Below are 15,863 nucleotides of genomic sequence, written 5' to 3'. Positions count from 1 at the left end.
GTCAGCTAACGGTCGACACGCCGGCCGCTCCCGCCCCGGCCCGGGGCAGGGGCGGCCGACGCCGTCTCCGGGGCATCGCCCCCCTGGCCGGCGCCGGCCCCGTCGCGGCCGGCCCCCTCGCGGCTGACGCCGCGGCCCGGGTGGCGGCGCGGAACGACCCGACGGAAGCGATCAGCGACCCAGCGTCGATTGTCCTGCTCGGGCTCGGCATCGTCGGGCCCGCCGTGCTGGCTGGGCCTCCCGCCGTTGCCGGCGGGTTCCGCCCGCTCGGGCTGGCGGTCGCCGCTGGTTTCCTCCCGTTCCTCGTCGGCCTCCTGGCCCTCCTGGCCCTCCTGGGCGTCAGCGGCGCCTTGCGCGCCGGCGCCGTCCGCCTGGCCGGCGCCACCTGCCTGGTTGTCGCCATCCTCCTGGCCCGAGTCACCTGGCTGGCCCGAGTCACCTGGCTGGGCCGCGTCGGCGCGCCGGCCGGCGGTGCCGGACGGGCGGATGTCCGAGTTGCCGGGGGCGGTGACCGCCCACGCCGCGACGAAGAGTATCCAGCGCATCAGGATGTTGATCCAGATGAGCAGACCGACGATGACGGCGAACGTGCCGTACACCGGGTTGCCGGTCGTCTTGCCGACCAGCCAGGTGCCGACCAGCTTGAACGCCTCGAGACCGACCGCGCCAAGCAGCGCCGCCCGCACCACCGCCCGCCGGTTCGTCTCCTTCGGCAGCCGCCAGAACAGGTACAGAAAGACCAGCGTGTCGGCGATCAACGCGAGCAGGAAGCCCAGCAGCCCGGCCAGCCAGGCCGCCGCGGAGCTGCCTTCCAGGCCTGTCACCCGCAGTAGCACCCCGTTGGCCAAGGTCGCGACGCTGGTGAGCGCCAGCGACACGATGAGCAGCAGGCCCAGGCCGGCGAGGACGCTGACATCGCGCAGCCGCCGGGTGATCAGGTTGCCCGCGTCGGTGCTCTGGTGCCACATCAGCCGGATCGCGTCGCGCAGCGCGGAGACGCACGCCACGCCGGCGAGCACCAGACCGACGAGACCGATGAGCCCGACACCGATCTTCGCCGAGCCGAGGCTGGACACGTTCAGCTTGTCGGCGAGCCCTGGCAGGTAGCCGTTGATCTGCTTGACGATCTCCTGCTTGACGTCGGGATTCACGGCGACGACGAAGCCGATGACGGCGTATATCAACGCGATGATCGGAAAGAATGACAGGAAGGCGAAGTAGGTGACGCCGGCGGCCAGCCGATCGCCACCGTCGGACGTGTATCGGCCATAGGCGCGGATCGCATGGTCCAACAGCGGGATCCGCCGGCGTGTCGTCGAGACACCGCCGGACACCCCGCGCCAGGTCGCGCCGAACGCCCCGCGGATGTCTGTCACGCAGCGTGCATACCCCTACGGCGCCGATGCGCAACATTCCCTAGGCCACATAAACAGGCTCAGGGGCACCTTGGTCTGGTCGGGTGTGCGTAGTCCGACGGTGGGGTGCTCGGCCCGCGGTGCCTCAGCCTGGCCGTGCTTCGGCGAGGACGGCGTCGGAGAAGGGCGGCCACGCGTCGAGGGCCCAGTGGCCGAAATCGCGGTCGGTCAGGCAGACGCAGGCGACGCCGGCGACCGGGTCCACCCACAGGAACGTGCCCGAGCGGCCGAAGTGGCCGAACGTGGCCGGCGAGCTCGTCGTCCCGGTCCAGTGCGGCGTCTTGCGGCCGCGCAGCTCGAAACCGAGCCCCCAGTCGTTCGGCCGCTGCATCCCGAAGCCGGGCAGCACCCCGTCCAGTCCAGGGAAGGCGACCGCCGTCGCCGTGGCGAACGTCTCGGCCGCGAGCAGCGCCGGCGACAGCAGCTCGGCGGCGAACGCGGCGACGTCGTCGACCGTCGACCAGATCCCATAGGCGGGCGAGGACTCCAGCACGGACGACGTCATCCGGAGCGGCGCGAACACCGCCTCGTCCAGATAGGGGGCGAACCCGATGCCGGTGGCGGCCTCCAACGCCCGCCCAAGCTCCTCGAAACCGGTATTGGAGTAGATCCGGCGGGTGCCCGGGCGGGCGAGCACCCCCGTCCCGGAGAACGCGAGACCAGACGCATGGGCGAGCAGGTGAGCGACGGTGGAGCCCTCCGGGCCGGCCGGGTCGTCGAGAGCGAAGGCGCCTTCCTCGACGGCGACCAGCGCCGCATAGGCGGACAGCGGCTTCGACACGGACGCCAGCCGGAAGCGGGCCGTTACGTCGCCGACCTCGGCCACCCGGCGCACCGACCCGTCGGCGCCGCGCGCGAGCACCGCCGCCGCGACCTGGGGGACGGGCCAGTCGGCAACCTGCTTGAGCGCCTCCACGATCCGCACTCTATGGACAGGACGCGCCAGGGGGTTGGAGTCGGGCGGGCAGCCGGCCTCGGCTGTTTCGGGGATCACAGGGCAGCCTCGTGGCCGGGCACCGGGAGCTCCGGGTCGGAGCACCGGCTGCCAGACTGGGCTGATGCGCCGCGTTCGTGCCCACCGCGGTGCCGTGACGGCCCGTTCGACCGCCGTCGTGGTCCCGGCCTCCGCCGGGACCGTCGTCGCGGCGTCCGTCCCGACCGTGCCAACCGTGCCCGTCTCCTCAGTCGCCCCAGCCGCCGTCCCGACCGCTAGGACCGCCCGATGAGCGCCGCAGCCGCCACGACGCCCGACCAGTCCGTACCCCACGCCTCCCCGCGCCGTCCGGCCGAATCCGCCGAGGCGCCGGCGGTGCCGGTCGGCGACCTGGCGGAGCTGCGCGGGCGCCTCGTCGACGTGCTGGTCGTCGGCGGCGGCCCCGCCGGGGCGGCCGCGGCGCTGGCGGCGCTGCGCCACCGCCCGGACGCCACCGTGGTGATCGCCGACCTGGCCGCCTTCCCGCGTGACAAGACCTGCGGCGACGGCATCGCGCCGCACGGGCTGGACGTGCTGCGCGAGCTGGGGGTGCCCGACGCGGCCGCCGGCTTCCGGTCGGTCGACCGATTGCGCCTGCGCACCCCCGGCGGCGCCGAGGTCGCCACCCCGTCGAGGCGGGCCGCCCATGTCATCCCGCGGAAGGTGTTCGACGCCCGGCTCGTCGCGGCCGCCGCCGCTCGCGGCGCGCGCGTCGTCCGCCACCGGGTCCGTGAGATCGCGGTCACGACCGTCGACGGCGCGCCTGCCGTCGTCGTCGACGGTGGGGCGCTGGCCGCCCGCGTGCTCGTCGGCGCCGACGGCGCGAACTCGGTGGTGCGCCGGGCGCTCGGCATCGAGATGAACCCGCCGGACTCGCTGGCGATCGCGGTCAGGGCCTACGCGGACGCACCCAAGGCCGACGTGCCGCCCGAGCAGTACATCGAGATGACCGACGAGGGCTGGCCGGCCTATGCCTGGTCGTTCCCGATCGGTGACGGGCGGGCGAACATCGGTTTCGGGATGCTGCGTTCTCAGCTGGACGTGCAGACCGCCCGAATCGACCCGGGCGCAGGCCGTGGCGCCAGCCTTGGCGCCGGTGGCGTCGCGGCTGGCGGCGCGGCCACGTCGGGCCGGGCGGTGCTGCACGGGACGCTCGCGAAGATCCTGCCCGAGCAGCCGGCCTATCCCGGCACGCTGCGCGCGCACCATCTGCCGATGTCGACCTGGCGGCCCCGCCAGCCCGACGGCCAGGTCCTGCTCGTCGGCGACGCGGCGTCGCTGGTCAACCCGCTGACCGGCGAGGGGATCTACTACGCGCTGCTGTCCGGCTCGCTCGCCGGCGACGCGGCGATGCGGGCCGTCCTCGACGGTCGGCCGGCCAGTGTGGGGGCCGCCTACCGGCGCGCGCTCGCCGGCGAGCTCGGCCGTCATCTGCGGCACACAGCGCTGCTCGCGGGCCTGGCCGGCCGGCACCGCGTGCTCATGGACGCGGCCGTGCGTTCCGCGAGCCGGCGTACCGAGCTCTACGACACCCTTGTGGAGATCGGCCTGGGCCGGGGCACCATTCCAACGGCCTCGCTCACCCGGTTGGCCGCTCGACGGCTGCTTCCCCACCGCGCGGCCACGCCTGGTTCTGTCTGAGACCACTCGGACTGAGACCGCTCGGGCCTAACCTCCCGAAGGGGCCGAAATCCGCCCGAGAACTGGCGGGCGACGTCGGCTAGAGGACCAATATCACGGTGGCCCCGGGTGGGGAGGCCGGCGCGCGGCCGTTATCCTTGACAAAGACCTGTCGGATCCTCTAGCGAGGACGACCGCGAGGAGGTGGCCGCTGTGAGTTCTAGCGGGTGCTCTAGTTACGGCCACCTCCACCCGACGCTCGACGAAGGGTACGCGGCGTAGCAGCAGCCAGGGCCGGTCAGCCATGACGAGGCCCGGCTCCCGTTCTTCTCCGGGTGCGACCTGCTCGCGCCCGACGCCGCACGCCCCAGCAACGTCCAGCGTCCTGCCTGGGTGGGGTTGGCCGACCAGATGACAGTTCGGCCCGGACCGCCACCGTGCGGCCTGCTCTCGACGTGCGCGCCCGACCGGCTTCGGCCGGTGGTTCGGTGCGCGGAACGGGGACCCCTATGAGCATCACGACCACGGCCAACCGCGTCGTGTCCCGCCGAGCGGCGGAGCGTCTTGACATTCCGGTGGCCAGCCGCGTGACGCTGCTGCCGCGACCGGTCAACCGCGAGGCGTTCAGTCGCGGCGCCGAGCGCATCGCCCGCTACCTCGGGACCGGGCGCTATCTGGCCATCCAGACGGTGATCGTGATCGTGTGGATCGCGCTCAACATCGCGATCCCGCTCATGCGCTGGGACCCGTACCCCTTCATCCTGCTGAATCTCGCCTTCTCCACCCAGGCGGCGTACGCGGCCCCGCTCATCCTGCTGGCGCAGAACCGCCAGGACGACCGGGACCGGGCGGGGCTCGCCGAGGACCGCGCGGCGGCGCTGCGGGCCAGGGAGGACACCGAGTTCCTCGCCCGGGAGGTCGCGTCGCTGCGGCTGGCGCAGAGCGACGCGGCGACTCGTCAGTACCTGCGGGGCGAGCTCGCCCACCAGCTCGACGACCTGCGTGAGGACCTGCGTGGCCTGGTCCTCGACGCGGTGCGTGCCACCCTGTCCGCGTCCGAGACCGTTCCGGCCGGTGCGGGGGCGCCCGGCAAGCTGGACGCCGGGCTCGAGCCGGCTGACACCGTGTCGACCGGGACGCAGGGGCGTCGCGGCGGACGCGGCGGTGACCGGTCCACGGGTGGCCGTGGCGGTGGCCGCCGCGCGAGCGGCGAGCGGCACCGGGCGGCGCCCGGTGCTCCGGCCGCCGCCGCCATGAGGGTGTCGCGCTCGAGCGGTCGCGGACCCGGCGGTGAACCGTTCGGTAATGCCGACCACGGTGGGTGACCCGGGGCGGATCGAGTTCGCGACGACACCGCCCCCCTTGTCTCGTTGTGGTGATCCCATCACGTAACGTAACAGCGTGAATGTTGCCAGCGCTCCCCATCACCTTCGGTGAGCGTGCGTCCGATCGCCAACGCGGCGGTCGCGGTCGTCTCCTTGCTGTTGGCGGTACTGGTGCCCGTGGTGCTGGGGCTCGCGGTACCGGGACTCCTGGTGCTCGGGAGTGGCCCCGCCGCCGCGGCGTCCCTGACCGGACCCCCGAGCGCGGCGGCGCCACCGGAAACCGGTCAGCCCAGGGCCGCGAGTCCGCTGCCGGCGGGTCTCGCCGCCGCGAGCTGGCTCGTCGCCGACGCCGGCACCGGGGAGATTTTGGCGGCCAGCGGCGCGCGCGTGCGCGACCTGCCCGCCAGCACGATGAAGATCCTCACCGCGCTCGTCGTGCTGCCGGCGCTCTCGCCCGACCTGATGGTCACGGTGGGCAAGGACGCCGCCGAGGTCGACGGCACCAAGGTCGGGCTCGTTCCCGGCCAGCGCTACCTGGTCCGCGACCTGGCCACGGCGATGATGATCGCCAGCGGCAACGACGCCACGCTCGCTCTGGTCGACGCCGCCGGCGGCCGCGAGGCCGTGCTGGCCAGGATGAACGCGCTGGCCGCCGCGCTCGGCGCGACCGACACCGTCGCCATGGACCCGACCGGCCTCGACGCGCCGGGGCAGCTCACCTCGGTGCGTGACCTCGCCGTCCTGGGGCGGGCCGCGATCGCGGAGCCCGCCGTGAGCCGGTACCTCACCATCCCGCGCGCGTCGCTGCCCACCCGCGACGGCGGCCGCTTCGAGATCCAGAACCACAACCTGCTGCTCGGCACCTACGAGGGCACCCTCGGCGTGAAGAACGGATACACGGTCGCCGCCGACGCGACCTACGTCGGGGCCGTCCGCCGGGGCGGGCGGACCCTCGTCGTGGCGCTGCTGCGGACCGCGCCGAACTACGCCACCGACGCCCGCGCCCTGCTCGACTGGGGCTTCGCGAACGACGGTCTGGTCGATCCCGTCGGCGAGCTGCCCCCGGCTCGGGCCGTGGGCGCCCGCCCGGGTGCCGACCGCGCCCGGGCCGCCGGCGCGCCTGGCGGCACCGGGCGCGAGGACGCCGGGCAGCGGACCGACGGGGACGGGTACACCGCGCCAGCGGGCGCGGGCCGGGAGCCGCCGGCCGCCGGCAGTCCCGACGAGGGGCACACGGCCGGCGGGGGGGTCGGCTGGGTCACCTGGATGGCGCTTGGCCTGACCGTCCTCGCCAGCGTCCTCACGGCGCTCACCCGTCGCCGCCGGGCCCGGGCCCGGCCGCACCCGTCCCGTGCCCGCCGGCCTCGCCACCTGGCCCATCCGCGTGGTGCCCGCCACCGGCAGGCCCAGCACTGGCACGCCCCGCAGGACCGGCACCGTCCGGCGGGCCGGCAGCCGACGCCGCGCCAACGTCCGCCCGTCGAGACGAACGACGGCTCGGTCACCCGCCGGCGCCGGGAACCGGACGCCCGTCCCTGAGCGATGACGGCTGGCCGCCCCGCCGGCCCGGCCTGGCGGCTGCGAAGGTGGAGGCGTGACTCTGTCGAAGCGTGCGTCCTGGTTCCTGGTCGCGGTGGGTGTGTGGTCGTGGGTGATCTGGCCGACCTTCCTGCGCAACATCTGGAAGGACGACCGTTCCTGGCACGACGGCCCAACCGGTTTCTTTCTGGTCCATCTCGTTCTGACGATCGTGTCCCTCGCCGTCGGGACCGCCGTCGGCTGGCTCGGCGTCCGCGGTCTGCGCGGCTCCACCCGCGCCGCCGTCGACACAGCCGCCGTCGACACAGCCGCCGTCGACGCGGCCGCGCTCGACGCGGCCGCCCTCGACGTCAGTCGTGGGCGGCTGTCCGGGCGGTGAGCAGGCCGGCATAGCCGAGCATGCCCAGACCTGCCAGGACGTCGATCCCGCGCACCGCCCGCGGCGACAGCCGCCGGCGGGTCAGTGCGGTCACCCCGGCCAGCAGGCTCACCGAGGTCAGGCTGCCGAGGCCGATGCCCACCACCAGGGCGATCGCCCCGCTCGTCGTGGCCGTGGCCCCGGCCACCGACGCTCCCGCGAACAGCGCCGCCCACGACGCGATCGTCAGCGGGTTCGACGCGGTGGCGCCCAACGCGGTCACGAACGCCCGCCGCGGCGCGGCGACCTCCAGCTCCGTCTCGCCGCCGGCGCGGACCCGCAGCGCGCTCCACACCGTGCGCAGCCCGAGCACGGCGAGCACACCCGCCCCGCACAGCCCCAGCACGGTCCGCAGGCTGGTGATGGTCAGCACGGGAGCGGCCCCGGCCGCGCCCGCGGCGGCGTAGAGCAGGTCCATCGTGGCGATTCCCGCGCCGATGGCCAGCCCGGTCGTGAAACCGCTGCGCAACGTGGACCGGATCAGGAACAACGACATCGGCCCGATCTGCGCCGCGACCAGCAGCCCCAGCGCCAGCCCGACAAGCAATGCGTGCATGCCGTCATACCCTGGCCGCCGTTCCCAGCGGTGTCGAAGCGATTTCCGCCGGCCCGCCGGGCTGGCGGCCGCCCGGTCAACCCCTGTACGCACAGGACCCGCGGGCGGCCGGCGGTGAGCTGTCGCACGCATGCGATAGACAGGGCCGGGACGGGCGAGGTGATGACGATGCCAGCACAGGCGGATGCCGCGGCGGGCACGGAGCCGGGCACAGCGGTGAGTACGGACGCCGCCCCGGCCGCGGAGATGTTGTCGGTCGGTCCTGAGGCGGCCGGGGTTCCTGCTCGGTCGGCGCGGGCGGTCGGGGAGGTCCGTTCCTCGGGCGGGCGGGAGCGGGCCGAGGAACTGCTGCGGCAGCTCGCCGGCCCGCACGCCCGGCTGCGCGCGGACCAGTGGCAGGCGATCGACGCGCTGGTGAACGGGCGCCAGCGGGTGCTGCTGGTTCAGCGCACCGGATGGGGCAAGTCCGCCGTGTACTTCCTCGCGACCGCGCTGCTGCGGGAACGGGGCGCCGCCGCCTCCCACGGCTCCGCGCCGACCGCCACGCCCGCCGAGCCGGTGCCCGACGAGCCCTGGCCGGACGAGCCGGCGGACCCGGACGACTTCTACGGGGACGGCGGTTACGACAGCGCGTACGACGAGGCCGGGCCGGCCGACTACGACGAGAGCTCCGTTCCGCCGGTGCCGGACGATCTGGCAGCGGGCTGGGCCGCCGGCGAGCTCGGCGCGGCCCGGCGGCCGGCGTGGGCCGCGGCCGCGCGCGACCACGCCCCCAAGGGGGCCACGGGAAGCATGCCGGGACAGCCGCGTGCCGCCTCCGGCCGGGTTGGGCCCACCGTCATCGTCTCGCCGCTGCTCGCGCTGATCCGCAACCAGGCCCAGGCCGCGGCGCGGCTGGGCATCCGAGCCGGTGAGATCCACTCCGGCAACGTGACCGAGTGGGACGAGGTGTACGCGGCGCTGCGCGCCGGCGAGCTCGATGTCCTGCTCGTCGGGCCCGAGCGGCTCAACAACCCGTCGTTCCGGGAGGACTACCTGCCCGAGCTCGCCGCCACCACCGGCCTGCTCGTGATCGACGAGGCGCACTGCATCTCCGACTGGGGCCACGACTTCCGTCCCGACTACCGCCGGCTGCGCACGCTCATCGCGGGCCTCGGCGCCGGCGTGCCGGTCCTCGCGACGACCGCGACGGCGAACAGCAGGGTCGTCGACGACGTCGCCGAGCAGCTCGGCGGCACCGCGGGGCGAGGCGGGGCCGCCGCCGACGGCGGGGGCGATCGGGCGGGGGAGGCCGAGACGCTGGTGCTGCGGGGCTCGCTGGACCGGGAGAGCCTGCGGCTGGCCGTCGTCGAGCTGCCGTCGGCCGAGGCCCGGTTCGGCTGGCTCGCCGAGCACCTCGACCGGCTGCCCGGCTCCGGGATCGTCTACACGCTCACCAAGCCGGCCGCCGAGGAGCTGACCGTCTTCCTGCGCGCGCGGGGCTTTGCCGTCGCCGTCTATCACGGTGGCACCGAGGCGGCCGAGCGCATCGCGGCGGAGGAGGACCTCCTCGCCAATCGGGTGAAGGCGCTGGTCGCGACCTCGGCGCTCGGGATGGGGTTCGACAAGCCCGATCTCGGTTTCGTCGTCCACGTCGGCGCGCCGAGCTCGCCGATCAGTTATTACCAGCAGATCGGCCGGGCCGGCCGCGCCGTCGAGAAGGCGGAGGTCGTGCTCCTGCCGGCCGCCGAGGACCGCGACATCTGGAAGTACTTCGCCGACACCTCCTTCCCGCCGGAGGCGGTCGTGCGCGACGTGCTCGCCACCCTCGGCCAGGCGGGCAGGACGATGTCCACGCAGGCGCTCCTGGCCGCGGTGAACATCGGGTCGGGCCGGCTCGAGTCGATGCTGAAGGTTCTCGACGTCGACGGCGCGGTCCGCCGGGTGAAGGGCGGCTGGACGGCGACCGGGCAGCCGTGGCACTACGAGGCGGAGCGCTATGCACGTCTTTCCGTGGCCAGGGCCGCCGAACAGCGGGCGATGCTCGACTACATCGCCACCACCGGCTGCCGGATGGAGTTCCTGCGCCGCCAGCTCGACGACCCGTACGCCGCGGCGTGCGGGCGCTGCGACCGGTGCACCGGTCAGTCCTGGGACACCGCGGTGTCCCAGGCGGCGCGGGAGCTGGCGCGCGCCGAGCTGCGCCGCCCCGGCGTCGTCGTCGAGCCGCGCAAGATGTGGCCGACCGGGATGAAGACGCTGGGGGTGAGCCTGTCGGGGCGGATCCCGGCCGGCGTCGCCGCCGAGCCGGGCCGGGCGCTGGCCCGGCTCAACGACATCGGCTGGGGCAACCGGCTGCGCCCGATGTTCACCCCGGGCAGCGCGGACGGGCCGGTGCCCGACGACCTGGTGGATGCGGTCGTCACCACGCTCAAGGCCTGGGACTGGTCGCGCCGCCCCGCCGCCGTGGTCGCGATGCCGTCACGGTCCCGGCCCCAGCTCGCCGCGAGCCTCGCCGGCCGGATCGCCGCCGTCGGCCGGCTGCCGCTGCTCGGGGCCCTCGACCGGATCGCCGACTCGCCACCGGCCGGCACCGTCCACAACAGCGCGCACCGGCTCGCCGGCCTGGTGGGCGCGTTCGCGGTCCCGCCGGCCGTCGCCGCCGGCCTCGGCCGGGCCGGCGGCCCGGTTCTCCTGGTCGACGACCTCATCGTCACCGGCTGGACGATGACGGTGGCTGCCCGCCTGCTCCGGGAGGCCGGCGCCCCCGCCGTGCTCCCGTTCGCCCTCGCGCTGGAGACCGGGTGACGTAGGCCCCGCCGAACCGCGCCACAGGTGGCGAGGCGGGACAATCGGCCGATGGGCATGGACGTGCTGATCCGACCGGCTGAGGACGACGACTGGCCGGGGATATGGCCGTTGTGGCACACGGTGGTCGCCGCGGGCGAGACCTATCCCTATGACCCGCAGACGTCGAGCGAGGCGGGCCAGGCGATGTGGTTCGCCGCGCCGCCGGCCTACACCTGGGTAGCCGTCACCCCGGATGGCCGGTTCGTCGGCACCTACCAACTCACGCCGAACCAGAGCAAGCTCGGCGACCACGTCGCGAACGCGAGCTTCATGGTCGCGGCCGAGGCGCGCGGCCTGGGCGTCGGGCGCCAGCTCGGTGTGCACTGCCTGGACGCGGCCCGCGCGCTCGGTTACCGGGCGATGCAGTTCAACGCAGTGGTGACCACCAACATCGCCTCGCTACAGCTGTGGCGCTCGCTCGGCTTCATCATCGTCGGCACCGTTCCCCGCGGTTTTCGGCACGCCGTCCACGGCGAGGTCGATATGCACATCATGCATCGTTTCCTTTGACCTGCCCCGGTCTCGACAAGTGCCGTTTCGATGGCTGTGCGCCGCCGCGCGGCCCGGTCCTGGATGATTCTCGCGGGCTATCGGCCCGGCCACTGACGGACGCCGGCGCCGGCGCGTGGCGTGGGCCTGGGTCGTATACCGAGGCCGAGATGACCAGCGCGTCATCTTCCTAGAAGGATGTATGCGCCACGCGGGCGCCGGTGTCGATTCCTGAAAAAGATATTGGGCGGGCGTCGTGCGACGGGTTCTGGCTCTGGGGCGAGGGCCCATCGTCCGGGGAGCGTCGGCGCGAACAGCTCGGAACACCTGGGGAACGACGCTGGCGGAGGAAGCGAACCTCTCCGTCGGTGTCGGCGCGGGCTGGCCCTGGAACCCGCTCCCACCGCGCCGGTACGCGTCGCGCGTCGACCGGCGGGTCGTGGGAACGGCTGCGCGACGGGCGGAACCGTGGCAGGTGAGCGCGGGTGGGCTGGCGCCGCGCGTCAGCCCGTGGCGGCCTGGCGTCGCCGCGCGCCGCGCGATGTCGGCCGCCGGGCCGGTGAGAACGAGCCGGCCCGGCCTTTCCGTGGTATGTGTCACATTTTTTCAGTCAACGCCAATCGTTGACGGCCGTCGGCCCCACCGAGTTGTCCGCGATTGGTCTGCGGGTTGTCACTCGTTGGTCCTTGAATTGGTGCCGAGCGTGCTCGCCCGCGCGTGTCCGTCCGGCCGGAATCCCACGTCCGGCGATCGTCCGCGGGCGGTCGCGTGACATCCGGATGCCTATGTATCGGCATTGTGAACTTAGTGGGGGCGGCCATGGACATCTGGCCGAGAGCCCCTAGCCTGGTTCCACGGCTTCTTCTGGCTCGCGGACAGGAAGGCGGCAGGACGGCATGGTGTGGGAAGAGGACAACCGCTGCACGGCGACCGTCATGGGCGGTGGCCGTGGTTATGTCGCGCACCGGTGCGGCAAGCGAGCGCTGCGCGGTGACCCCGAGGGCCTGTGCCGGGCGCATCGGCTCGAGCGTGAGGGCAGCCCCGAGACGGATGCCGAGGCGGAACGTCGCTGGCGGGACCAGAAGGCCGCCGAGCGGCGTCTGTGGGAGCTGTGCCGCCACCTCACCGACTTCTACAGCCTGCCGGTCGACCTCCAGTACGACGAGGCCGACCCGACCCACCCGCCGACCGGCCGTCTGATCATCGAGCCCGAGGACCTGCTCCGGGTGCTGCGAGCCCAGGACCTGATGCCCCGCGCCAGCTGACCTGGCACGGCCCCAGCGCGTCCACCGGAAGATCGCCGCGAAAGCCCTGAAGCTGGCAAGTCCTGAAGCCCGGCGCTGTCCCGCCTACCGTCGTCCCTGCCCACTGTCACCCCCGCCCAGCGTCGCCGCGTGACGCCGGGCTCCGCGATCGTGACGCGGCCATTCGGCGGAGGCCTGTCAGCGAACCGCCGTCCGTGGGCAATCCGCGTTCGTTCCACGCGACGGACCTATACGGCTTGTCCACGTGACGGACCATGCGACTGGCCCACATGACGGGCCCACGGAGCGGACGCCGTCGACGGCTCCCGCCGCCGACCCGACGGCTGGCCCGCTGCCACCGCCTCGCCTCTTGTCTGCGCGTGCCCCGTACCCGCCGCCTACCCCGGGGGGCAGAGCGGCGGCAGCGCCTCGCACGCCGCCGACGTCGGTACCGTCGGTGTCGCGGTCGGGCCGCCGCCCGATGGTTTGCCGGTCGGTGACTTGCTGGTGGACGCCGGGGTGGTGACCGGCGCGCTGGTCGGCGGAGTCGCCGGCGCGCTGGCCGTCGGCGTCGCGGTCGGCGTCGGCGGCGCGGTGGTGCGCGGCACCGCGCCGCGGCGGGTTGGCGTGACGGGCGGCCCGCTCACCGTCGGATCCCCGGCGGGCGGCGGCGAGAAGGCCGGCGCCGTCGTGGGCGCCAACGTCTCCGTGTTGTTCACCGTGATGGGCGCGACGTCGGACGGCTGGCTTCGATTGGTGAGCAGCAGGCTGACCGCGATCGCGGCGCCGACGACGACCGCGGCGGCGATCGCGGCGATCACCAGTGAACGTCTGTTGTCGCCGGAGCGACGCCGGCCGCCCTGGTTGCGCGCCCGGTGGAACGGCTCCTCCGCCGAGACCGCCTCGAGGCCGGAGAGCTCGTCCGAGTTGGTGCTGGAGATCTCCTCCTCGAGCGCGCGCAGATGGGCCGCGGCCAGTGGGGAGCCCACCGGCCGTCCCGCCCCGGCGCGCTGGGTCCCGTCGTCGTCCGTGCCGCTGACGTCCTCCAGCCCGGCGTCGCCACCGCCCTCGGCCCCGGCGATGGCCGGGCCGTTGACCACGAAGGCGGGGACCGGCTCGCTGTTGCGCGCGATCGGGACCAGCCGCTGGCGGATCTCGTCGGCGTTGGGGCGCTCCTCGGCGGCCTTGTCGAGCAGGTCGGCGAGCAGGGGGCGCAGCGGTCCCGCGTTGCGGAAGGGCCGGCGGCGGCCCTCGACGACCGCTGACAGCACGGCGTAGGTCTCCGGGCCCTCGTACGGCGGTGAGCCCTCCACGGCCGAGTACAGGGTCGCGCCGAGGCCCCACAGGTCGCTCGACGGGGTTCCCGACGACCCGCGGATCCGCTCCGGGGCGATGTAGGCCGGCGAGCCGACCAGCGCGCCGGTGCCGGTGAGCGTCATGTCGCCCTCGGTCGCGGCGATGCCGAAGTCGGTCAGCCGGACCCGGCCGTCGCGCCCGAGCAGCACGTTGCCCGGCTTGACGTCCCGATGCAGGACGCCCTTCTGGTGTGCGGCGCCGAGGGCCTCGATGAGCGCGAGACCGATCGCCGCGACCTGGCCAGGCGGGAGCGGGCCGTGGTTGCGGATGACGTCGCCGAGGCTCTCCGCGTCGACCAGCTCCATGATGATCCAGTGACGCTCCGCCTCCTCCGCGACGTCATGGACCGCGACGATGGAGGGGTGGTTCAGGCGCGCGAGCGCGCGCGCCTCACGCAGCACGCGGGCGCGGATCGCGTCCCGTTCGTTCTGCGCTCCGGCCAGGGGAACAAGGATCTCCTTGACCGCGACATGACGTTGGAGGACCTCGTCCTCACCACGCCACACGACGCCGGCGCCGCCACGACCGATCGGTGCGTCAAGGCGGTAACGTCCGGCGACGATGCTAGGTGTGCCGCTCCGGGAGGTCTCCGGCGGCACGCTCGCCGATCTGGCCATCCTGTCAAGTCTGACAGACTGGGTGATAGACGCGCACGGAGCCCTCCCAGGACGGGGGATTCTCGGGGCGGCGGGAGCCGCCTTCGTCGGCCAGCGCGAAGCGCGGCCTCGGGGAACCGCCAGCCGGGGCAGGCACTATGGCCTGCCGCGAGGCCGGATGGTGATTGGCCAGCGGGGCGCGCGGGCCCGTCAAGACGCCGGCCGGAACGAGGCGAACATCTGCTGCCTCAGCGGCTGGTCGACGGTCCATCGCTCTTCCCCGGTCTGCCAGTAGAGCAGGTATCCATGGCCGCCTCGGCTGGCGCCTCGGTCGAGCACATGGACCTTCCCCCCGTCCGTGCGATACGTGAACTCCAGGTCTGCCTCGGACGTGCCCTCGCCACCATCCGCCGGCGCGAGACGCACCTGCTGGAAGCCCGGGTAGCGCTGAGCATCACCGCTAAAGGCCGTCTCGAAGTTCTTCAGCCAGTCGTCGAGCACAGACCGGGGCGCCGACGCGAGACTACCGACCCGCAAGAACGTACCAGTGCCGGGATCGACGAAGTCGACCATTCCTGGGCCACCGGTGCCCACCTGGCGCTGCCACAACGCCGGGTAGGCGAGTGACCAGCCGCTCGGGTCCACATAGGAGACCCAGCCCGGCGGCGCGACCATCGGCGTCGAGTCGGTCGCCAGCGCCGCCGCGGCCGCATCGCCAGGGGTCGCGCCGTTCGCGACGGCCGCGGTGACCGGGGCCGTCGACTGGGCGTCCGGCTTGTCCCCGTCCGAGGACGAGAGCCGTACCACCAGCAGCGCCAGCGCGAGCACCACGATGAGCACCACCAGGATGATCATGACTCGGCGTTCCGCGTGCGACCGCGCGGTCTGCTGCGCCGAGCTCGGCCGCGCCGGCGGGCGCGGCGCCGGCCGGTCCGGCCACCCCGCGCCGCTGCGCTGGCTGGTGCCACCGCCGCCCGCTGGGCGGTCCGTGGCGGGCTCGTCGGCCCCGGGGGGTTCCAGGACCGGGGCCGACGTGGAAGCGCGGTCGATGACCGTCGTGCCCGGGGCCGAGCCGGCCATGGCGACCGTGCCCGTTCCTGTGCCCGCGTCAGCCATGGCGACCGTGCCCGCGTCGACGGCCGCCGTCTCTACGGGCCGCTCGTCGCTCGTCGCGCCGGTCGTCGCCGTGGGCGCCGGGGCGAACGCCGGCGCTGCCGGGCTCGCCGAGGGGGCGGCCGGCGGGCTGGTGACCGGCCCACCGCTCAGGACGGTCAGATCCGCCGGCGCGTCGGCCTCGGCGGGGGCGGGCGAGCCGGAGGTGTCCGTCTCGGGAACAGGTGTCGCCAGGAGGGCCGTCGCGCTCGCCTCGCTCTCCGCGCTCTCCGCGCCGCCGTGGACCTCGGAGGCGTCCCGTAGGACGCGGGTCGGGCCTTCCTCGGTCGACACCGCGGCTGCGGCGGTGGCTCCGGCCGTCGACGCCTGGGCGTCGACGGAGCCGGCCGC

General features: G+C 74.1%; 11 protein-coding genes and 1 pseudogene. 7 read left to right on the top strand and 5 right to left on the bottom strand.

What is annotated here, in order from left to right; all coding sequences use genetic code 11:
• Nucleotides 1-5 precede the first annotated feature (5 nt).
• On the bottom strand, nucleotides 6-1,376 hold the full coding sequence (locus FRCN3DRAFT_RS42130) for a YihY/virulence factor BrkB family protein (protein WP_007517125.1): 1,371 nt from the start codon (nucleotides 1,374-1,376) through the stop codon (nucleotides 6-8).
• Between the two features lie 124 nt (nucleotides 1,377-1,500).
• Nucleotides 1,501-2,331 (bottom strand): serine hydrolase domain-containing protein, encoded by an 831-nt coding sequence (locus FRCN3DRAFT_RS0201270; RefSeq protein ID WP_027140144.1) that lies wholly within the window; start codon nucleotides 2,329-2,331, stop codon nucleotides 1,501-1,503.
• 306 nt (nucleotides 2,332-2,637) lie between these two features.
• Between FRCN3DRAFT_RS0201270 and FRCN3DRAFT_RS0201265 the strand changes: the two genes are divergently transcribed.
• The 4 genes from FRCN3DRAFT_RS0201265 to FRCN3DRAFT_RS55755 all read left to right on the top strand — a co-directional run bounded on the left by FRCN3DRAFT_RS0201265 (nucleotide 2,638) and on the right by FRCN3DRAFT_RS55755 (nucleotide 7,251).
• Nucleotides 2,638-4,029, top strand: a complete 1,392-nt coding sequence (locus FRCN3DRAFT_RS0201265; RefSeq protein WP_007517123.1) for an NAD(P)/FAD-dependent oxidoreductase — start codon at nucleotides 2,638-2,640, stop codon at nucleotides 4,027-4,029.
• Nucleotides 4,030-4,517: 488 nt separating this feature from the next.
• Complete coding sequence (locus tag FRCN3DRAFT_RS42125) at nucleotides 4,518-5,333, top strand: DUF1003 domain-containing protein (RefSeq protein WP_007517122.1); 816 nt, start codon at nucleotides 4,518-4,520, stop codon at nucleotides 5,331-5,333.
• A 108-nt stretch (nucleotides 5,334-5,441) separates the two neighbouring features.
• Nucleotides 5,442-6,872, top strand: a complete 1,431-nt coding sequence (locus tag FRCN3DRAFT_RS0201255; RefSeq protein WP_007517121.1) for a D-alanyl-D-alanine carboxypeptidase family protein — start codon at nucleotides 5,442-5,444, stop codon at nucleotides 6,870-6,872.
• A 55-nt stretch (nucleotides 6,873-6,927) separates the two neighbouring features.
• The gene (locus FRCN3DRAFT_RS55755) at nucleotides 6,928-7,251 is read left to right on the top strand and encodes an SCO4848 family membrane protein (RefSeq protein ID WP_007517120.1); all 324 of its coding nucleotides are present in this window, start codon (nucleotides 6,928-6,930) and stop codon (nucleotides 7,249-7,251) included.
• Here the strand turns inward: FRCN3DRAFT_RS55755 and FRCN3DRAFT_RS0201245 are convergent.
• The gene (locus tag FRCN3DRAFT_RS0201245) at nucleotides 7,223-7,846 is read right to left on the bottom strand and encodes a LysE family translocator (protein WP_007517119.1); all 624 of its coding nucleotides are present in this window, start codon (nucleotides 7,844-7,846) and stop codon (nucleotides 7,223-7,225) included. The two genes, FRCN3DRAFT_RS55755 and FRCN3DRAFT_RS0201245, sit on opposite strands and share 29 nt — an antisense overlap.
• Nucleotides 7,847-8,014: 168 nt before the next feature.
• Here FRCN3DRAFT_RS0201245 and FRCN3DRAFT_RS0201240 point away from each other — a divergent pair, with 168 nt between their 5' ends.
• From FRCN3DRAFT_RS0201240 to FRCN3DRAFT_RS0201230, 3 genes are all read left to right on the top strand, one after another.
• Nucleotides 8,015-10,633, top strand: coding sequence for a RecQ family ATP-dependent DNA helicase (locus FRCN3DRAFT_RS0201240; RefSeq protein ID WP_007517118.1), 2,619 nt, complete (start codon nucleotides 8,015-8,017; stop codon nucleotides 10,631-10,633).
• 51 nt (nucleotides 10,634-10,684) lie between these two features.
• Nucleotides 10,685-11,185 carry a GNAT family N-acetyltransferase gene (locus FRCN3DRAFT_RS0201235; protein WP_007517117.1) on the top strand — a complete coding sequence of 167 codons (501 nt, stop codon included), beginning with the start codon at nucleotides 10,685-10,687 and terminating at the stop codon, nucleotides 11,183-11,185.
• An 875-nt stretch (nucleotides 11,186-12,060) separates the two neighbouring features.
• Nucleotides 12,061-12,429: a hypothetical protein gene (locus FRCN3DRAFT_RS0201230; RefSeq protein WP_007517116.1), complete on the top strand. Its 369-nt coding sequence runs from the start codon at nucleotides 12,061-12,063 to the stop codon at nucleotides 12,427-12,429.
• A 377-nt stretch (nucleotides 12,430-12,806) separates the two neighbouring features.
• On the opposite strand, the gene FRCN3DRAFT_RS42115 is transcribed toward FRCN3DRAFT_RS0201230, so the two are convergent.
• Nucleotides 12,807-14,381, bottom strand: coding sequence for a serine/threonine-protein kinase (locus FRCN3DRAFT_RS42115; protein WP_035924189.1), 1,575 nt, complete (start codon nucleotides 14,379-14,381; stop codon nucleotides 12,807-12,809).
• A gap of 189 nt (nucleotides 14,382-14,570) precedes the next feature.
• Nucleotides 14,571-15,863: pseudogene (locus FRCN3DRAFT_RS0201220) on the bottom strand (hypothetical protein); the annotation flags it as partial.

The sequence above is a fragment of the Pseudofrankia saprophytica genome (assembly GCF_000235425.2).
Taxonomy (GTDB): Bacteria; Actinomycetota; Actinomycetes; order Frankiales; family Frankiaceae; genus Pseudofrankia; species Pseudofrankia saprophytica.
This window is presented reverse-complemented; position numbering and strand designations above follow the sequence as displayed.

Coding starts and splice junctions, on each gene's coding strand:
- FRCN3DRAFT_RS0201235 (WP_007517117.1), top strand. CDS start 10,685: ATGGGCATGGACGTGCTGATCCGACCGGCTGAGGACGACGACTGGCCG.
- FRCN3DRAFT_RS0201245 (WP_007517119.1), bottom strand. CDS start 7,846: ATGCACGCATTGCTTGTCGGGCTGGCGCTGGGGCTGCTGGTCGCGGCG.
- FRCN3DRAFT_RS0201240 (WP_007517118.1), top strand. CDS start 8,015: ATGCCAGCACAGGCGGATGCCGCGGCGGGCACGGAGCCGGGCACAGCG.
- FRCN3DRAFT_RS42115 (WP_035924189.1), bottom strand. CDS start 14,381: ATGGCCAGATCGGCGAGCGTGCCGCCGGAGACCTCCCGGAGCGGCACA.
- FRCN3DRAFT_RS0201265 (WP_007517123.1), top strand. CDS start 2,638: ATGAGCGCCGCAGCCGCCACGACGCCCGACCAGTCCGTACCCCACGCC.
- FRCN3DRAFT_RS42125 (WP_007517122.1), top strand. CDS start 4,518: ATGAGCATCACGACCACGGCCAACCGCGTCGTGTCCCGCCGAGCGGCG.
- FRCN3DRAFT_RS0201230 (WP_007517116.1), top strand. CDS start 12,061: ATGGTGTGGGAAGAGGACAACCGCTGCACGGCGACCGTCATGGGCGGT.